The sequence below is a fragment of the Ciceribacter sp. RN22 genome (genome assembly GCF_024054295.1).
Lineage (GTDB): Bacteria > Pseudomonadota > Alphaproteobacteria > Rhizobiales > Rhizobiaceae > Allorhizobium > Allorhizobium lividum.
The window spans coordinates 2,576,464-2,591,228 of record NZ_JAMXLD010000001.1 but is presented as its reverse complement, the minus strand read 5'-3'; the positions used below and the strand labels follow the sequence as shown (position 1 = coordinate 2,591,228).

The following is a 14,765-nucleotide window of genomic DNA, read 5'->3' as shown; positions in this document are numbered from 1 at the left end:
GCGCCGCTTGCCTATAACCGCGTCAATCACCCCGGACCCGGTGAAAATCCGGGTGGCTCTTCTGGCCGCCGATCCGCCAGACAACGCATCAGCATCAAACCTTGAATGGCCTGCACATCCCAGCGGCCAGGTGCACTACTTTTGCGGAAAATCGATGAAATTGACGAGTTACAAACGTGAATGGTTCTCCAACGTCCGTGACGACATCCTGTCGGGTGTCGTCGTGGCACTGGCTCTCATCCCCGAGGCTATCGGCTTCTCGGTCATCGCCGGCGTCGACCCGAAGGTGGGTCTCTTCGCGTCCTTCGCGATCGCCTGCGTTTCCGCCTTTGTCGGGGGGCGTCCTGCGATGATATCGGCTGCTACGGCGGCCACCGCCGTACTGATGGTGACGCTGGTCAAGGAGCACGGGATCGAATACCTGTTCGCCGCGACGCTGCTGATGGGACTGATCCAGATTCTCGCCGGTTTCCTCAAGCTCGGCCGCGTGATGCGCTTCGTCTCGCGATCGGTGATCACGGGCTTCGTCAATGCACTGGCGATCCTGATCTTCATGGCGCAGCTGCCGGAGTTGATCGGCGTTGCAAACACGACCTATGTCATGGTCGCCGCCGGGCTCGCGATCATCTATCTCTTCCCGTACGTAACCAAGTCGATCCCGTCGCCGCTGGTCGCCATCGTCACCCTGACCCTGGTCGTGTGGTTCACCGGCATGGACCTGCGCACCGTGGGCGACCTTGGCGAACTGCCGTCGGCACTGCCGGTCTTCTCCCTGCCGCAGGTTCCGCTGTCCTGGGACACGCTGAAGATCATCTTCCCCTATTCGGTGGGGCTCGCTGCCGTCGGGCTGCTGGAATCGCTGTTGACGGCCCAGATCGTCGACGACATGACGGACACCGCCAGTTCGAAGAGCCGGGAGTGCATCGGGCAGGGCGCCTCCAATATCGCCTCGGGTCTGATCGGGGGCATGGGCGGTTGCGCGATGATCGGCCAGTCGGTCATCAACGTGACGTCGGGTGGTCGCGGCCGGCTCTCGACGTTCGTCGCGGGCGCTTTCCTGCTGTTTCTTATCGTCGTGCTCGATGACATCGTCCGCATCATTCCCATGGCGGCGCTGGTCGCGGTCATGATCATGGTTTCGATCGGCACCTTCTCCTGGCGTTCGATCCTGGACCTGCGGCGAAACCCCTGGCAGTCGTCCGTCGTGATGTTGGCGACTGTCGTCGTGACCGTCGGTACGCATGACCTCGCCAAGGGTGTTCTCGTGGGCGTGCTGCTTTCCGGGGTGTTCTTCGCGAGCAAGGTTGCGCATCTCTTCCATGTCCGTTCGACGCTGAGCGCTGACGGCAAGGTCCGCACCTATCACGTCGACGGTGCAGTCTTCTTCGCATCCGCCGAGACATTCGTCATGGCATTCGATTTCATCGAACCGCTCGACAAAGTCGTCATCGATGTGCACGAGGCGCATTTCTGGGACATCACCGCCGTCGGGGCGCTCGACAAGGTCGTCCTCAAATACCGTCGCCACAATATCGACGTCGAGGTGATCGGCGCCAACGAGGCGAGCTCTCACATGCTCGACCGCTTCGCCTTGCATGACAAGGATGACACGGCGATGCAGGTGGCCGCGCATTGAACAGGAGCGGCATCGTCGGAGGCGTGCGCGGCAGTTGCGTGCGCGCTCGCCGACAATGAACGGTGTACCGATTTCGGGGTGTTCTGGCTTGTCAAACTGTCTGCGGTTTGTTCTTCGATAGCTTTACGCCCCCTGATCTCCGAGCCCGCCATGTTGAAAGACCTTTCCGCGCAAAGCCTGTTCATGGGTCTTCTGACCGCCTTCGTCGGTTTCGCGAGCTCGTTCGCCGTGGTGCTGCAGGGTCTCAAGGGCGTGGGCGCGACCGATCTCGAGGCCGCGTCCGGGCTGATGGCGCTTTCCGTTTCCATGGGGCTTTGTGGCGTGGTGCTGAGCCTCGTCACGCGGATTCCGGTGTCGATCGCCTGGTCGACGCCCGGCGCCGCACTGCTTGTGACCGCCGGGGTGCCGGAGGGCGGCTTTCCCGTCGCGGTCGGGGCGTTCCTCGTCTGCGGCGTACTGATCGTCGTCGCCGGCCTCTTCCGGCCGCTCGGCCGGGCGGTCGCGGCAATCCCGGCGCCGCTCGCCAATGCCATGCTCTCCGGGGTGATCCTCGGGCTCTGCTTCGCGCCGTTCAAGGCGATCGCCTTCGATCCCCGGCTCGGCCTGCCGATCCTCGCCGCCTGGGCGGTGGTCGCGGCGTTCAAGCGGCTCTATGCCGTGCCGGCGGCGCTTGCCGCCTTCGCGCTCGTCATCGCCTTCGGCGTCGACCTGCCGGACGGGGCGATGGCGAGCTGGGCGGCCTCGCTTGCGCCTCCCGTGGAACTGGTGATACCGGCCTTCACGCTGCCGTCGCTGATCTCGATTGCGCTGCCGCTCTTCATCGTCACCATGGCTTCGCAGAACATCCCGGGCATCGCGGTCCTGAAGGTCAACCATTACAACCCGATGCCGGGGCCGCTCTTCGCGGCGACGGGCCTCTTCTCGCTCCTCTCCGCGCCCTTCGGCGGCCATGCGGTCAACCTTGCGGCGATCACGGCGGCCATGTGCGCCGGCGAGGACGCCCACCCGGACCCGAAGAAGCGCTACTGGGCGGCGGTCGTCTGCGGCCTCGGCTACGTGGTGTTCGGGCTTCTGGCCGGCGCCGTCACCGCCTTCGTCTCGCTCGCGCCACCGATCCTCATCCAGGCTGTTGCCGGGCTTGCGCTGATCGCCGCCTTCTCCGGTTCGGCGGTCGCCGCCTTCAAGGAGGTCGAGACGCGGGAGGCCGCCGCGGTCACCTTCCTGATCACCGCCTCCGGCGTCTCCTTCGGCGGCATTTCGGGCGCCTTCTGGGGGCTCGTCGCCGGCGGGTTGATGATGGCGCTGACGGCGCTTGTCCACCGCCTGCGCGAAGGGAAGGGGCAATAGGGCCATGCATTTGTCGAGGCGAGGCGCGCATCTGGCGCTTGCAAGGCGGGGATCAGCCCGGTATATAGCGGGCATGAAGATTTCGGGCGACACGATCACGACTTCATTCGACGCAGGCCGCATTCCGGCCGGCGCGTCGATGCTCGCCCTAAACTCGCTTCTTCTTCTTGGCCTTATCCGCGGTTGCCGGGTCCACTGAGGAGCGCCCGGCGGCCGATAAGCCCGTCCGGCTCAGCTCCTCGAAAAATCCATGAAACCAGTTTAATGCAGTCCCGACGGGACCCAAGCATTTTCCGTCCGCTCCGGCCGCGATTGTCAGGCCTTCGAGAGCGGTGGTGAATGCGGGAAGAGGAAGAAACGACGATGAACATCAAGACCCACATCGCCAAGCAGGGCATGCCGGAAGCAGCGGTGAAGTACCGGCCCTATCCGCAGATCGACATTCCGGACCGCACCTGGCCGGGCAAGACCATCACCAAGGCGCCGATCTGGTGCTCGGTGGACCTGCGCGACGGCAACCAGGCGCTGATCAACCCGATGGGCCACGACCGCAAGGCCCGCATGTTCCAGCTGCTCATCGAGATGGGCTTCAAGGAAATCGAGATCGGCTTCCCCTCGGCCTCGCAGACGGATTTCGATTTCGCCCGCTGGTGCGTCGAGGAGGGCAATGTGCCCGAGGACGTGTCGCTGCAGGTGCTGGTCCAGTGCCGGCCGGAGCTGATTACCCGTACCTTCGAGGCCCTGGAAGGTGCACATCAGCCGATCATCCACTTCTACAACTCGACTTCCGAACTGCAGCGGCGCGTCGTGTTCGGCAAGGATGTCGCGGGCGTCAAGCAGATCGCCGTCGACGCGGCCAAGATGATTACCGACATGGCGGCGAAGGCCGGCGGCGGCTATCGTTTCGAGTATTCGCCGGAGAGCTTCACCGGCACGGAGCTGGACGTCGCGCTGGAAATCTCGAACGCCGTCATCGACATCATCAAGCCGACCGCCGACAACAAGCTGATCCTCAATCTGCCGTCCACCGTCGAAATGTCGACGCCGAACATCTACGCCGACATGATCGAATGGATGTGCCGCAACATCGACAACCGCGAGAACGTCATCGTCTCGCTGCATCCGCACAACGACCGCGGCACCGGGATCGCGGCGACCGAACTCGGCCTGATGGCCGGCGCCGACCGCGTCGAAGGTACGCTCTTCGGCAACGGCGAGCGCACCGGCAATGTCGACATCGTCACGCTGGCGCTCAACATGTTCACGCAAGGGGTTGATCCGAAACTGGATTGTTCCGACATCGAGCGGATCAAGGCGGTCTACGAGTATTCGAACCAGATGGCCATTCCCGAGCGCCATCCTTACGTCGGCGAACTCGTCTACACGGCCTTCTCCGGTTCGCACCAGGACGCGATCAACAAGGGCATGAAGGCGATCCGCAAGGCGAATTCCCCGGTCTGGGAAGTGCCCTACCTGCCGATCGACCCGCAGGATGTCGGCCGCACCTACGAGGCGATCATCCGCATCAACTCGCAGTCGGGCAAGGGCGGCATCGCCTACATCCTGCAGGAGGACTACGGCATCAACCTGCCGCGCAACCTCCAGGTGGAGTTCCGCGAGGACATCCAGCGGATCACGGACGAGGAGGGCGTCGAGCTGCCGTCGAAGCGCATCTACGAGCGTTTCCTCGATCGCTACGTGACGCAGCCCGGCGCGCGGCTGGAGTTCGTCGACCACCACACCTATCCGGACACCGAGCACAAGGGCATGCGCATTGTCGCGGCCGAGATCACCGACGGCGGCGAGGTGAAGCGTATCGAGGGCAGGGGAACCGGCCCGATCGACGGCTTCATCAACGCGCTCTCGACCTATCTCGGCTTCGAGATGTCGGTGCAGGACTATTCCGAGCATTCGCTGCAGCATGGCTCGAACGCCTCGGCGATCGCCTATGTCGAGGTCTCCCATCCGGGCGGAACGCTGTTCGGCGTCGGCATCAACACCAACATCGTCGCGGCTTCGCTCGAAGCGATCATCTCGGCGGCGAACCGGGTGCTGGAAGAGCGCGCGAAGGCCTGAGCGATGGGCCTTCACGGGGCGGTCCGGGGCGAGGTCGGAACTGCGGCGGCACCGCTGGTGCTGCTGCACGGCTTCGGCGGGAGCTCCGGCATCTGGACGGCGGTGCTGCGGCACCTTTCGCCGATGGTTCCCGTTCTTGCCTATGACCTGCCGGGCCACGGGCATTCGCTTGGTGCCGACGGTCTCGGCGGCGCCGGGCGGATGGCGAAGGCGGTCGCCGCCGATCTCGCTGCGCGCGGGATCGAACGCTTCCATGTCACAGGCCATTCCCTCGGCGGGGCCATCGCCGCGATCCTCGCCCTGAAGGCGCCGGAGAAGGTGGCGAGCCTGACGCTCGTTGCACCAGGCGGCTTCGGCCCGGAGATCAACGGTGCCGTTCTTTCCGCATTCGCCTTTGCCGACACGGTGGCGGAGATGCAGGCCGCCATGGAGGTCATGGTCGCGCCGGACCATACGATATCCGGGGAAGCCGTCCGGGCGATGCTTGCGGCGCGGCGTGCGCCGGGTGCGCGCGAGGCACTCGGCACGGTCCTGAAGGCGATCCTATCGGAGACGACGGAGGCCGGCGAGCCGCGCCAGGGCACCTTGCCGGTCGAGGACCTCCGCAGCCTGCCGATGCCGAAATATCTTCTCTGGGGGCTCGAGGATCGTATCCTGCCGGTCGGGCAGGCCGCGTCGCTCGAAGGGGCGGTGACAATCCGGCTCTTGCCCTCGGCGGGGCACATGCTGCCGGAAGAGTGTCCGCAGGAGGTGGCGCGCGTTCTCGCCGCCGCGGTGGGTGCGGTCGCGGGCTGAATGCTGCGGATTACTCGATCAGGAACTGGTGGTGGTCGACCTTCATCTGGCCGCTCGCGCCGGCGATGCAGTGGCGGTCCCATTGCAGCCGCCAGGCTTTCGGTTCGCCGCTGATGGAGAAGAGGTTGTAGCCGGCCGGCGGCTTGTGGCTGCCCGGCCCCTGCGAGGCGGAGGCGATGCCGACGACCGGAACCTTGCGGCCATGGCTTTCCAGCCAGTAGAGCGTGTTGAGATGCGTGTGGCCGTGCAGCACGAGTTCTGCGCCGCCGACCGAAATTGCCGCGGCGAAACGGCGTATGCCGATCATCCGCTTGTAGGGGGAGGTCGCGCCGCGGATCGGCGGATGGTGGATCATCACCACCCGGAAGAGGCCTTCCTCGCCTGCGGCCTTCAGCAGCTCGGCCGTCTCCCGCGCCTGGCGCTCGCCGAAATAGCCGGTGGCGGAGAAGGGCGGCGTCGCGACCGAGGTCGAACAGCCGATCAGTGCGATGGGGCCGCGGCGGCGGATATAGGGAAAGAGCTTGTGGCCCTTGCGCCAGATCAGCGGGTCGTCGTCGCCGCGCATGTAGTCGTACCAAGCCTGCACGGACTCGTCGTGCGCGCCGGGAACATAGGCGTCGTGGTTGCCGGGAACCACCGAGGTGTCGAGGGGCGCACCTGCCTCCTTCAGCCATTCCGCGGCGCGGCGGATCTCGATGCCGGAGGCGAGATTGACGAGATCGCCGGTGATTGCCAGGTGATCCGGCTCGTGGCGGCGCATGTCGTCGAGTATCAAATCAAGTGCATTTGCAAAAAGATGCTTGCGCCGGTTGCGGTGCCAGTTCACATATCCGGTAATGCGCTTCGAGGCGAGTTCACGGATGGTCAGGGCGGGAAGCGGCCCGAGGTGAACGTCGGAGATGTGCGCGAGCTTGAACATGGCGCCTTCATAATGGCGCAGCAGACCCGGAGCAAGCCCGATGGGGGAGGACAGGACGATCGAAGAAAAACGCAGCGCCGCCTCGCGGCTGGTCACACGCATGCTGCACGGCTACTTCGCGATTTCCCGCGGCATGACGCTCGGTGTGCGGGCCGCCTGCTATGACGATGCCGGTCGCATCTTCCTCGTGCGCCATTCCTATGTGCCCGGCTGGCACATGCCGGGCGGCGGCGTCGAACGACGGGAAACGGTTCTGCAGGCGCTGTCAAAGGAGCTGCGGGAAGAGGGCAATCTCGAAATGACCGGCCCGGCAGAGCTCTTCCACGTCTATTTCAACACCCGCGTCAGCCGCCGCGACCACGTGCTGTTCTACCGGGTGAACGTCCTGCAGACGGCGCCGCGCAGACCCGATCTGGAAATCGTCGAGAGCGGCTTCTTCGCCCTCCACGACCTCCCGCGCGGGGTGACGCCGGCGACGCAGCGACGCCTGCGGGAGCTCAGCGGCGAGGTTCCGCCCGACGATCTCTGGTGAGCGAACCGGCTTCGGCGAGGCTCTCGCGGCCGTGCGGCCGGTCGAGGTCGAGCTCCGGTCCGACGGGCACGACGCCGGTCGGGTTGATCGTCTTGTGGCTGCGGTAATAGTGCGCCTTGATGTGGCCCATGTTGACCGTCCCGGCGACGCCCGGCACCTGATAGAGATCGCGCAGGTAACCCGAGAGGTTCGGGTAGTCGGCGATCCGGCGGATGTTGCACTTGAAGTGCCCGACATAGACGGCATCGAAGCGCACCAGCGTGGTGAAGAGCCGCCAGTCGGCCTCCGTCAGCCGGTCGCCGAAGAGGTAGCGCTGGGTCGAAAGCCGGCCGTCGAGCCAGTCGAGCGTCTCGAAGAGGGGTAGCACGGCGCTCTCATAGGCTTCTTGCGTGGTCGCGAAGCCCGCCTTGTAGACCCCGTTGTTGACGGTGTCGTAGATCTTCGCATTGATCGCATCGATCTCGGCGCGCAGCTCCTCCGGACAGAAGTCGTCGGTAGAGCCGGTCAGCCCGTCGAAGGCGCGGTTGAACATGCGGATGATCTCGGCCGACTCGTTGGAGACGATCGTCTGCCGCTTCCTGTCCCAGAGGACGGGCACGGTGACGCGGCCGGTATAGGACGGATCCGCCTTCACGTAGATGTCCGCAAGCGTTTTCGCGCCGAACAGGTGGTCGACGGTGCCGCCGTCGCGGTCCTTGAACTCCCAGCCCTTCTCCAGCATCAGCGGATCGACGACCGAGACCGAGATCGGGTTCTCGAGCTTCTTGAGCTTGCGGAAGATGAGGGTCCGGTGCGCCCAGGGACAGGCATAGGAGACGTAGAGGTGATAGCGCCCGGCCTCGGCCTCGAAACCGCCCGTACCGCTCGGGCCAGGCGCGCCGTCTGCCGTCACCCAGTTGCGGAAGGCCGATTCGCTGCGCCGGAAATGCCCGGCGGTCGCCTTGGTGTCGTACCATACGTCGTGCCAGACGCCCTCCACGAGCATGCCCATGATGATTTCCTTCCTGCTGTTCTATCTCTTGCGGGGGAAAATATGCCATGGGCCGGCAATTGCGAGATGCCGATCGCTGAACACTGCGTTTTTCCGATGGACGGCAAAAAAAGATGCTGCTATCCGCTTCGGCACCAAATTGGAAAGACAACCGATGGCCGAAACCCGGACGCTGCGACGACGCTGATGTTTTGCCCGACGCGCTCACGCGCGTCCCGTGAACCATTAGTCCCTGTCTGTCTGCCGGTCCTGGTCTTCCCATGAAAAATCACCAGCTTGTCTACCTCACCGAGGATGCGTCGCACGACGCCGTCATCGAACTCATCAACGAAGAAGCCTTCGGCCCCGGCCGGCACACCCGTGCCGCCGCGCGCATCCGCGAGCAGGGCCCGCATGACCGGACGCTCTCCTTCATCTGCGCCGACGACGGCGAAACCATCGCCTCTGTGCGCATGACGCCGGTCACCGCCGGCTCGGTGAGGGGTCACCTGCTCGGGCCGCTCGCCGTGCGGCCCTCCCACAAGAACATGGGGATCGGCCGCGAACTCGTCCGCATCGCCGTCGAGGCGGCGCGGCGGGCCGGATCGGAAGCCGTCATCCTCATCGGAGACCCGCCCTATTACATGCCGCTCGGCTTCGAAAAGGTGGCGTGGAAGGCGCTGGAATTTCCGGGACCGGTCGACCCCGGCCGGGTGCTCGCGGTGCCGCTTGCCGCCGATGCCCACGAGCGGCTCAAGGGCGTGATCGCCTGGCGCCCTTGAGGGGCTTTTCCCTCAGCCGAGCCGCTTCTTCATCCAGGTGATCGAAAAGTCGCCGGTGAAATTCTCCAAAGCGCCGAAGACCTCGTAGCCCTGCCGCGCATAGGCGCGGCGGGCATCCGGGTTGATCGTGTCGATATAGGCGCCGGTGCAGCCGCGTGCCTTCGCCTCGTCCTCGGCCATCTGCAGCAGCCGCCCCGCGAGGCCCTGTCCGCGCAGGCGCTCCGGAATGTAGAGCATCGTCACGTAGAGCCAGCCGCGCCCGGTATAGCCGACGAGCCCGCCCTCGACCTTTCCCGCGCCGTCGCGGATCGGGATCATCAGGTCGCGCCGGTCGGTCGGCCCGAGCATCCTGTCGTTATGGGCGAGGATCGCATCGCGGATAGCGTCGCGCGCTTCGTCGGGGACGGTATCGGAGAGGGTGAGATCGAGGGACATGGGGCGAGGGTAGGGGGAAGCGGGAGAGGAGTCGAGGGGGGAGGCCACCGTAGAAACCGGAATGCTCTTTCATATCGCATCCGTTCGGAATCACACCAAAACGTCAACGTATATCTTGCGATATTTTCAAATATAAAATCTTAGAAATTCAAATTAAATCTATTTCTGGAAGTATTCAATAAACTTCTTTAATGAATTTCAATTTATGGTCCACTTATTAATTGACGCTGCGATTATATCGATAGATTCTTTCATGTCGACTTCGAATACTTTGTCTTTCTCTTTGTTTTTTCCATGGTTTGTAAGAATAATTCTCAACATGTAGTTTCCGTTTAGTTTTGCATAAAAGTCGCAGACAATTATCTTCCTATTAGGATTGCAGGTCGAGTATCCTGCATTCTCGTAAAGTTGAAGGTCGCCACGTACGCCATTGCCTTCAAACGGTGCGAGTGAGTTTACGAAGGTGTCAAAAGGCGACCCGGGATCCTTCTCGCTGGACCAGGGACGCAGGGACATAGAATAGAGATGTGGCTCATCGCCCACAGGGAGTTTCAAGTATCCGCATAGCGGCAAACTCTGTCCGTACCTCAGGCAGAGCGTGGGGATATGGAAATAGACTGTATTGACGACATACTCTCCACCCCTCTTCGAGATTTTCTCCTGAAATGTTGGGGACTTCTTGTCCCATCTCGCGATCGTGGCAAATTCTCCGCTGGAGAAGGCGACCGTGAACGATAATCCTTCGACAAAGGGTAGCCTGATTGTGGCAGCTCCGTTCCCCACTTCAACCATTTCGCCTTTGTAGTTGGGTAGAATGAGGTAATCGGCAGCGTACGTCTGACTTGAGATGAAAAAGAGGACGAAAACAAACAAAGCTGCGAAAAAAGACTTAGCTCTAGCCAAAACAATGAACCTCACTCTCGATCGGAAAAAATCTATCGAGAGTTGTTGTCCCGGGCAACACTTCCAAATGTGCTATCGGTCGTTGTCCTCGGGTTTGAGATGTTAGGCACACGCCCAGTCTCGACGGATTAGGCACATCCTACCGTCCTTCATGCGGTGACATCGCCGACATTGCAAGAAGCAGCACGGCAGGCCCGTCAGGGCAATATGCCCTCCACTAACTGCTGACGGAAGAAAGTGAGCACTTGAGTGTTGAAGGCCTGGTGGAAAGCGGCGCGGTCGAAATCGGGGCCGTCCGCGCAGATCTCAGGTGCCGACTTGGCCATGGCAGGCGGGCACGTCGTCAGAAAGGCAAAGTGTCCGGCATCTGGAACGACATGAAAGTCCGGCATCTCAGGCAGATTGCGGGCGAGCGCATCCACTGCCGCAGGCAAGACGCCGTCGCCGCCATTCTGGGAGCCCCAGAGCTGAATGGGCATCCTCACGGCCTGTATGTTCTCCTTGCCCGGAAAGACATCGCTCAGTGGGTCCGCAATGACAAATGCCTTGATGCGCGGATCGTGAACCCAGGGACCGGCCGGTACCAACTGAGGAGCTACGCGTTCGCAGGTCATGCCAGTTCGGTCCTGACAGGGCAGGCGCAATTCGCGGAAATCGGGGTTCGCCCCACCAAGGACAAGGCCTGTATAGCCACCCCGAGAAAAGCCGTAGAAACCAATGCGCTGTGCATCGATCGCGGTGCTGTCGGCCGAGAAAGCGAGCATGTAGTCGACCAGGCGCTTGATGTCCTGCGGCCGGTTGACGAACGCTGCCAGAGTGTTTGAGCGATTTGACGCCAGCGTGATGGCGTTATCGTCGGGATGATTGAGTGCCACGACCATGAAGCCGGCGTCCGCCAGGGCTTCTGCGGTGTCATGGTGGCTCAAGCCGGTTCCGCCGAAACCGTGCGATATGACGATGAGTGGCAGCTTATTGCCCGCAAGCGGGCAATCGCGAACGGCGTCCAGTACGAAGGGGCCAAGTTCGATCCTCTGCGAGGGTTGGGCGCATGGTGACCATTGCACGGCTTTCAGGGCGGGGCCGTCGTCATCGGCGGGAACCTCGAAGACCTTCAGACCGGCAGCGTGCGCGCCGACGGCAAAACAGAACGAAGCGAGAAAGACAACGAACTTCTTGATCAGCATGTCTCGTAACTCCAAAACACCGGGTGCTGGTGGTGAGAGAACTCTCGCTCCGGGCCTTCGCTCTCCATCTCATTCTCCCTCGAGAGTTGCAATAACCATCTCACCCACCCCGTACCATCAATCCGCTCAAACCTGGGACTTCCTCATCCTCCCGACATTTTCAAGGACAGGAAAAGAGCTCGGGATGATGGATTTCTCGAAGGCGGAAGGACGTCTCTGGCGCAAGGACGCCACCGCCTATGAAGAGCTGACGCACGAGGACTGCATCATGGTCTTCGTTCCCGTCGGAATTTCAGAACGCGGCCTGATCGTCGAGAGTACCCGGATTGTGTCGCGCGCTTCGTCGGGGACGGTGTCGGACAGGGAGAGGTCGAGGGACATGGGGCGAGGGTAGGGGGAAGCGGGGGAGGAGTCGAGGGGGCGGAGGTCCGAAGCGGACACGGGAATGTAATTGGCTGCCATGAGATAACCAAGATTCCACTAGTCCTAGCCAGCCGGGAAGAGACTGTCAGAAAAATAAGCCGCATGATCACGGGCGCTCGTCCACTCAAAACGGACGGGCCTGCAGGACGAGAGAGTCTTACCGCAGGCTTCGGCAAATCCCTTGAGCGCAATCGCACGAGCGCGGGATGCCTGCGCCTGCTCCGCTTACCGTTCGGATCTTGTTCCGCCCCTATCACGGTTGCGCCGTCTCTGCCGAATACGAGCGGTGAACAGAGCCCTACTTTTCGAACCGTTCGCCCTCGGACAAATCCCTGACGACAAGAACCGACAAAGCAAAGCCTGGGCTGTGCATGTCGACCACTCCATCACTGAAGTCGAAGTAGTAGAACATATTGGGAATGGCTTCGCTGGTCGTCCAGAATTCTGCTCCTTCACCCTGATCAGACATTGCGGCACCCGGAAATACCCTCGTGTCGATCGTCTGCCCATCACAAGAATGAAACCAAAGTTTTTCCATCTCTGGGCCAGACGGAAGCCTCCATCCTTGCCCATATGCCTTGGCCTGCTTGATAGCCTCGTTATGGTTGAGGTAGCTCGGTTCGCCGGTACACCGATCCTCTTTGCTCCAGGTCATGCCAAGAGGACAACGGTTCCAGACCAGCATATTTCTTGGATCGATCGCAAGCGAACCTTTAAGCACAAATCCGGTCACTGGTGGTGGCTTGCAATCTGCAAGAACAAATTGATACGGGATTATCGCCAGGAGGACACTTAGGATTAAACTGAAGACAATTTTCATTGGTTCGCAATCTGTTATCTTCTGCAGTGCGGAATTTTCGTAGCAATTGCGGCGGTTTTACAATTCATCCCACATGCAATGCACGTCGCAAAAATCCCTGCGTTTGACTCGGTTCTGCGCCTGATTTTTGTTCTGTTCGAAAAAAGAGGGAGATGACAAGAATAAGGCGATTGCTATGCATGTCGGGGATGCTGGACAAACGAAGAACACCAAACGCTGCGACAATCACGGCTGCTATTCCCTGGCAAGGATTGTTGGCTTGAAGCGGCCGTCTGTTGGCCGGGATACGACTCTCTTGCCTCGTCACCTACCGTCCCTCGCGCCACCACATGGCCGACATCGCGAGCAGCAGCACGGCAAGGCCGGCGAAGCCCGCGAATAGCGGCAGCGTGTCGATGCCCTTCAGCACCGTCTCGTCGGTCATGCGGATCAGCATCCGCTTGTCGTCGCTGACGCGGATGTCGCTTCTGACCGGCAGGATATCGGGGATGCGCAAGCCGCCGCGGCCGTCGTCGAGCCGTCCGAGATAGCCCTTGCTGCGCTCGGCGACCGGTTCTAGCGCCCCGGTCGTCGAGATCATCGCCTTGAATTCTTGGGCATCGGCCGCGCCGACATGGGCAAGCGTCGAGAGGTCGCCATTGGTGATCTTGAAGAGGCCGGTCTCCTCCATCCGCTTTTCGCCGCGGTAGAGGCCGGGGGCAATCTCGGTAAGCGGCAGGCTTTCGGTCTTGCCGGAGGGGGATTCGACCACTGCCGCGCCCGGCGCGTCGCCGATCGTCTGGCGGGTCACTTCGAGCAGATGGCCGGAGGCGCGCGCCGTCAGCGCCTCTTCCTCCAGTTCCGGCTCCTTCATCAGCCAGTGGGCGATGCGGCGATAGAGCGAGACGTGCGGGCCGCCGCCCTCGAAACCGCGCGCCCAGAGCCAGCCCTGGTCCGAGAGCAGCATGGCGACGCGGCCTTCGCCGGCGCGATCGAGGACGAGGAGCGGCCGGTCGCCGTCGCCGGTCATCACCGTCTCGCCCTTCGGCGGTTCGACGTCGACGGTGCGGAACCAGCGGCCCCAGTGCGGCGGCTCGACGGTCGAACCGTCGAGGCCGCGGGTGACGGGGTGGCGCTTGCCCTTGTCGGAAAGCCGCGGATAGAAGCCCACCTCATGCATGGTGCCGAGGGGGGCTGCCGGCAGTACGGTTTCCAGCGGTGTCAGCGCGATCGAATCCTCGCTCGCATGCTCGGGGCCTGCGGCGATCAGCAGCGCGCCGCCCTTCTTCACATATTCGGCGATGTAGTCGTAATAGAGGATCGGCAGCACGCCGCGGTGCTGGTAGCGGTCGAAGATGATGAGGTCGAAATCGTCGATCTTCTCGACGAAGAGTTCCCGCGTCGGGAAGGCGATCAGCGACAGCTCGTTGATCGGCGTGCCGTCCTGCTTTTCCGGCGGCCGCAGGATGGTGAAGTGGACGAGATCGACCGAGGCGTCGGATTTCAGGAGGTTGCGCCAGGCGCGCTCGCCGGCATGCGGCTCGCCGGAGACGAGCAGCACGCGCAGGTTCTCGCGGATGCCCTGGATGAGATGGACCGCTTGATTGTTGGCCTCGGTCACCTCGCCGGCGACCGGATCGACGGCAAGTTCCACCACATTGGTTCCGCCGCGCGGCACCTTGAACGGGAAGGGCGTCTCCGCTCCCGGCGTCGCATCGACGACGGCCGTCTGTTCGCCGTTGATCGAGACGGTGACCCGCGCCGGCGCGTTGGTGGAGCGCCCGTCGTCGAAGACCCGGAACGTCAGTTCCTGATCCTCCCCGACGATGCCGAAGCGGGGCGCGCGCAGCACCTCGATGCGCCGGTCGTGCTCGTCGGCCTTGCCGGTGACGAGGCTGTGCACCGGCCCCGCGAAACCGAGTGACTGGCCGGCGCCGGGCACGTCGTGCACCTGGCCGTCGGTC

Annotated in this window: 14 protein-coding genes and 1 other annotated feature; of the genes, 7 read left to right on the top strand and 7 right to left on the bottom strand. The window is 62.7% G+C overall.

The window, feature by feature from the left end; all coding sequences use genetic code 11:
• Positions 1-30: 30 nt before the first annotated feature.
• Positions 31-86, top strand: a sequence feature (sul1 is cis-regulatory element that is thought to sense ions involved in sulfur or methionine metabolism; They are found in Alphaproteobacteria).
• Between the two features lie 68 nt (positions 87-154).
• From NHF53_RS12650 to NHF53_RS12635, 4 genes are all read left to right on the top strand, one after another.
• Complete coding sequence (locus tag NHF53_RS12650) at positions 155-1,636, top strand: SulP family inorganic anion transporter (protein WP_252834472.1); 1,482 nt, start codon at positions 155-157, stop codon at positions 1,634-1,636.
• Between the two features lie 150 nt (positions 1,637-1,786).
• Positions 1,787-2,983, top strand: coding sequence for a benzoate/H(+) symporter BenE family transporter (locus NHF53_RS12645; RefSeq protein ID WP_252834471.1), 1,197 nt, complete (start codon positions 1,787-1,789; stop codon positions 2,981-2,983).
• Between the two features lie 363 nt (positions 2,984-3,346).
• Positions 3,347-5,059, top strand: coding sequence for a 2-isopropylmalate synthase (gene leuA / locus NHF53_RS12640; protein ID WP_252834470.1), 1,713 nt, complete (start codon positions 3,347-3,349; stop codon positions 5,057-5,059).
• A 3-nt stretch (positions 5,060-5,062) separates the two neighbouring features.
• Entirely contained in the window at positions 5,063-5,854 is a 792-nt protein-coding gene (locus NHF53_RS12635) for an alpha/beta fold hydrolase (RefSeq protein WP_252834469.1), read from the top strand.
• Between the two features lie 10 nt (positions 5,855-5,864).
• Here the strand turns inward: NHF53_RS12635 and NHF53_RS12630 are convergent, their stop codons facing one another.
• Positions 5,865-6,773, bottom strand: coding sequence for a metallophosphoesterase (locus tag NHF53_RS12630; protein WP_252834467.1), 909 nt, complete (start codon positions 6,771-6,773; stop codon positions 5,865-5,867).
• Between the two features lie 40 nt (positions 6,774-6,813).
• On the opposite strand from NHF53_RS12630, the gene NHF53_RS12625 reads away from it, so the two are divergent.
• Positions 6,814-7,305, top strand: a complete 492-nt coding sequence (locus NHF53_RS12625) for an NUDIX domain-containing protein (RefSeq protein ID WP_252834466.1) — start codon at positions 6,814-6,816, stop codon at positions 7,303-7,305.
• On the opposite strand, the gene NHF53_RS12620 is transcribed toward NHF53_RS12625, so the two are convergent.
• Positions 7,271-8,296 (bottom strand): glutathione S-transferase family protein, encoded by a 1,026-nt coding sequence (locus NHF53_RS12620; protein WP_252834465.1) that lies wholly within the window; start codon positions 8,294-8,296, stop codon positions 7,271-7,273. The genes NHF53_RS12625 and NHF53_RS12620 overlap by 35 nt on opposite strands.
• A 260-nt stretch (positions 8,297-8,556) precedes the next feature.
• Between NHF53_RS12620 and NHF53_RS12615 the strand changes: the two genes are divergently transcribed.
• A complete protein-coding gene (locus tag NHF53_RS12615; RefSeq protein WP_252834464.1) occupies positions 8,557-9,057 on the top strand; it encodes a GNAT family N-acetyltransferase in 501 nt (166 codons plus the stop codon).
• Positions 9,058-9,069: 12 nt separating this feature from the next.
• Here the strand turns inward: NHF53_RS12615 and NHF53_RS12610 are convergent, their stop codons facing one another.
• The 3 genes from NHF53_RS12610 to NHF53_RS12600 form a co-directional block, all read right to left on the bottom strand.
• Positions 9,070-9,492, bottom strand: coding sequence for an N-acetyltransferase (locus NHF53_RS12610; protein ID WP_252834463.1), 423 nt, complete (start codon positions 9,490-9,492; stop codon positions 9,070-9,072).
• Between the two features lie 198 nt (positions 9,493-9,690).
• Entirely contained in the window at positions 9,691-10,410 is a 720-nt protein-coding gene (locus NHF53_RS12605) for a hypothetical protein (RefSeq protein ID WP_252834462.1), read from the bottom strand.
• A gap of 182 nt (positions 10,411-10,592) precedes the next feature.
• Entirely contained in the window at positions 10,593-11,579 is a 987-nt protein-coding gene (locus tag NHF53_RS12600) for a dienelactone hydrolase (protein WP_252834461.1), read from the bottom strand.
• Between the two features lie 184 nt (positions 11,580-11,763).
• Here NHF53_RS12600 and NHF53_RS12595 point away from each other — a divergent pair, with 184 nt between their 5' ends.
• Complete coding sequence (locus NHF53_RS12595; RefSeq protein WP_114361305.1) at positions 11,764-11,973, top strand: hypothetical protein; 210 nt, start codon at positions 11,764-11,766, stop codon at positions 11,971-11,973.
• Between the two features lie 327 nt (positions 11,974-12,300).
• Here NHF53_RS12595 and NHF53_RS12590 read toward each other — a convergent pair whose 3' ends face one another.
• Positions 12,301-12,822, bottom strand: coding sequence for a DUF1566 domain-containing protein (locus NHF53_RS12590; protein WP_252834460.1), 522 nt, complete (start codon positions 12,820-12,822; stop codon positions 12,301-12,303).
• A gap of 307 nt (positions 12,823-13,129) precedes the next feature.
• Positions 13,130-14,765: hypothetical protein (locus tag NHF53_RS12585; protein ID WP_252834459.1), on the bottom strand; the 1,636-nt coding region annotated here is incomplete at its 5' end.

Excerpts from the sequence above, each read along its gene's own strand:
- NHF53_RS12625 (WP_252834466.1), top strand. The coding sequence starts at position 6,814 with ATGGGGGAGGACAGGACGATCGAAGAAAAACGCAGCGCCGCCTCGCGG.
- NHF53_RS12615 (WP_252834464.1), top strand. The coding sequence starts at position 8,557 with ATGAAAAATCACCAGCTTGTCTACCTCACCGAGGATGCGTCGCACGAC.
- NHF53_RS12620 (WP_252834465.1), bottom strand. The coding sequence starts at position 8,296 with ATGGGCATGCTCGTGGAGGGCGTCTGGCACGACGTATGGTACGACACC.
- NHF53_RS12595 (WP_114361305.1), top strand. The coding sequence starts at position 11,764 with ATGATGGATTTCTCGAAGGCGGAAGGACGTCTCTGGCGCAAGGACGCC.
- NHF53_RS12600 (WP_252834461.1), bottom strand. The coding sequence starts at position 11,579 with ATGCTGATCAAGAAGTTCGTTGTCTTTCTCGCTTCGTTCTGTTTTGCC.
- NHF53_RS12630 (WP_252834467.1), bottom strand. The coding sequence starts at position 6,773 with ATGTTCAAGCTCGCGCACATCTCCGACGTTCACCTCGGGCCGCTTCCC.
- NHF53_RS12590 (WP_252834460.1), bottom strand. The coding sequence starts at position 12,822 with ATGAAAATTGTCTTCAGTTTAATCCTAAGTGTCCTCCTGGCGATAATC.
- NHF53_RS12635 (WP_252834469.1), top strand. The coding sequence starts at position 5,063 with ATGGGCCTTCACGGGGCGGTCCGGGGCGAGGTCGGAACTGCGGCGGCA.
- NHF53_RS12650 (WP_252834472.1), top strand. The coding sequence starts at position 155 with ATGAAATTGACGAGTTACAAACGTGAATGGTTCTCCAACGTCCGTGAC.
- NHF53_RS12645 (WP_252834471.1), top strand. The coding sequence starts at position 1,787 with ATGTTGAAAGACCTTTCCGCGCAAAGCCTGTTCATGGGTCTTCTGACC.
- leuA (WP_252834470.1), top strand. The coding sequence starts at position 3,347 with ATGAACATCAAGACCCACATCGCCAAGCAGGGCATGCCGGAAGCAGCG.
- NHF53_RS12610 (WP_252834463.1), bottom strand. The coding sequence starts at position 9,492 with ATGTCCCTCGATCTCACCCTCTCCGATACCGTCCCCGACGAAGCGCGC.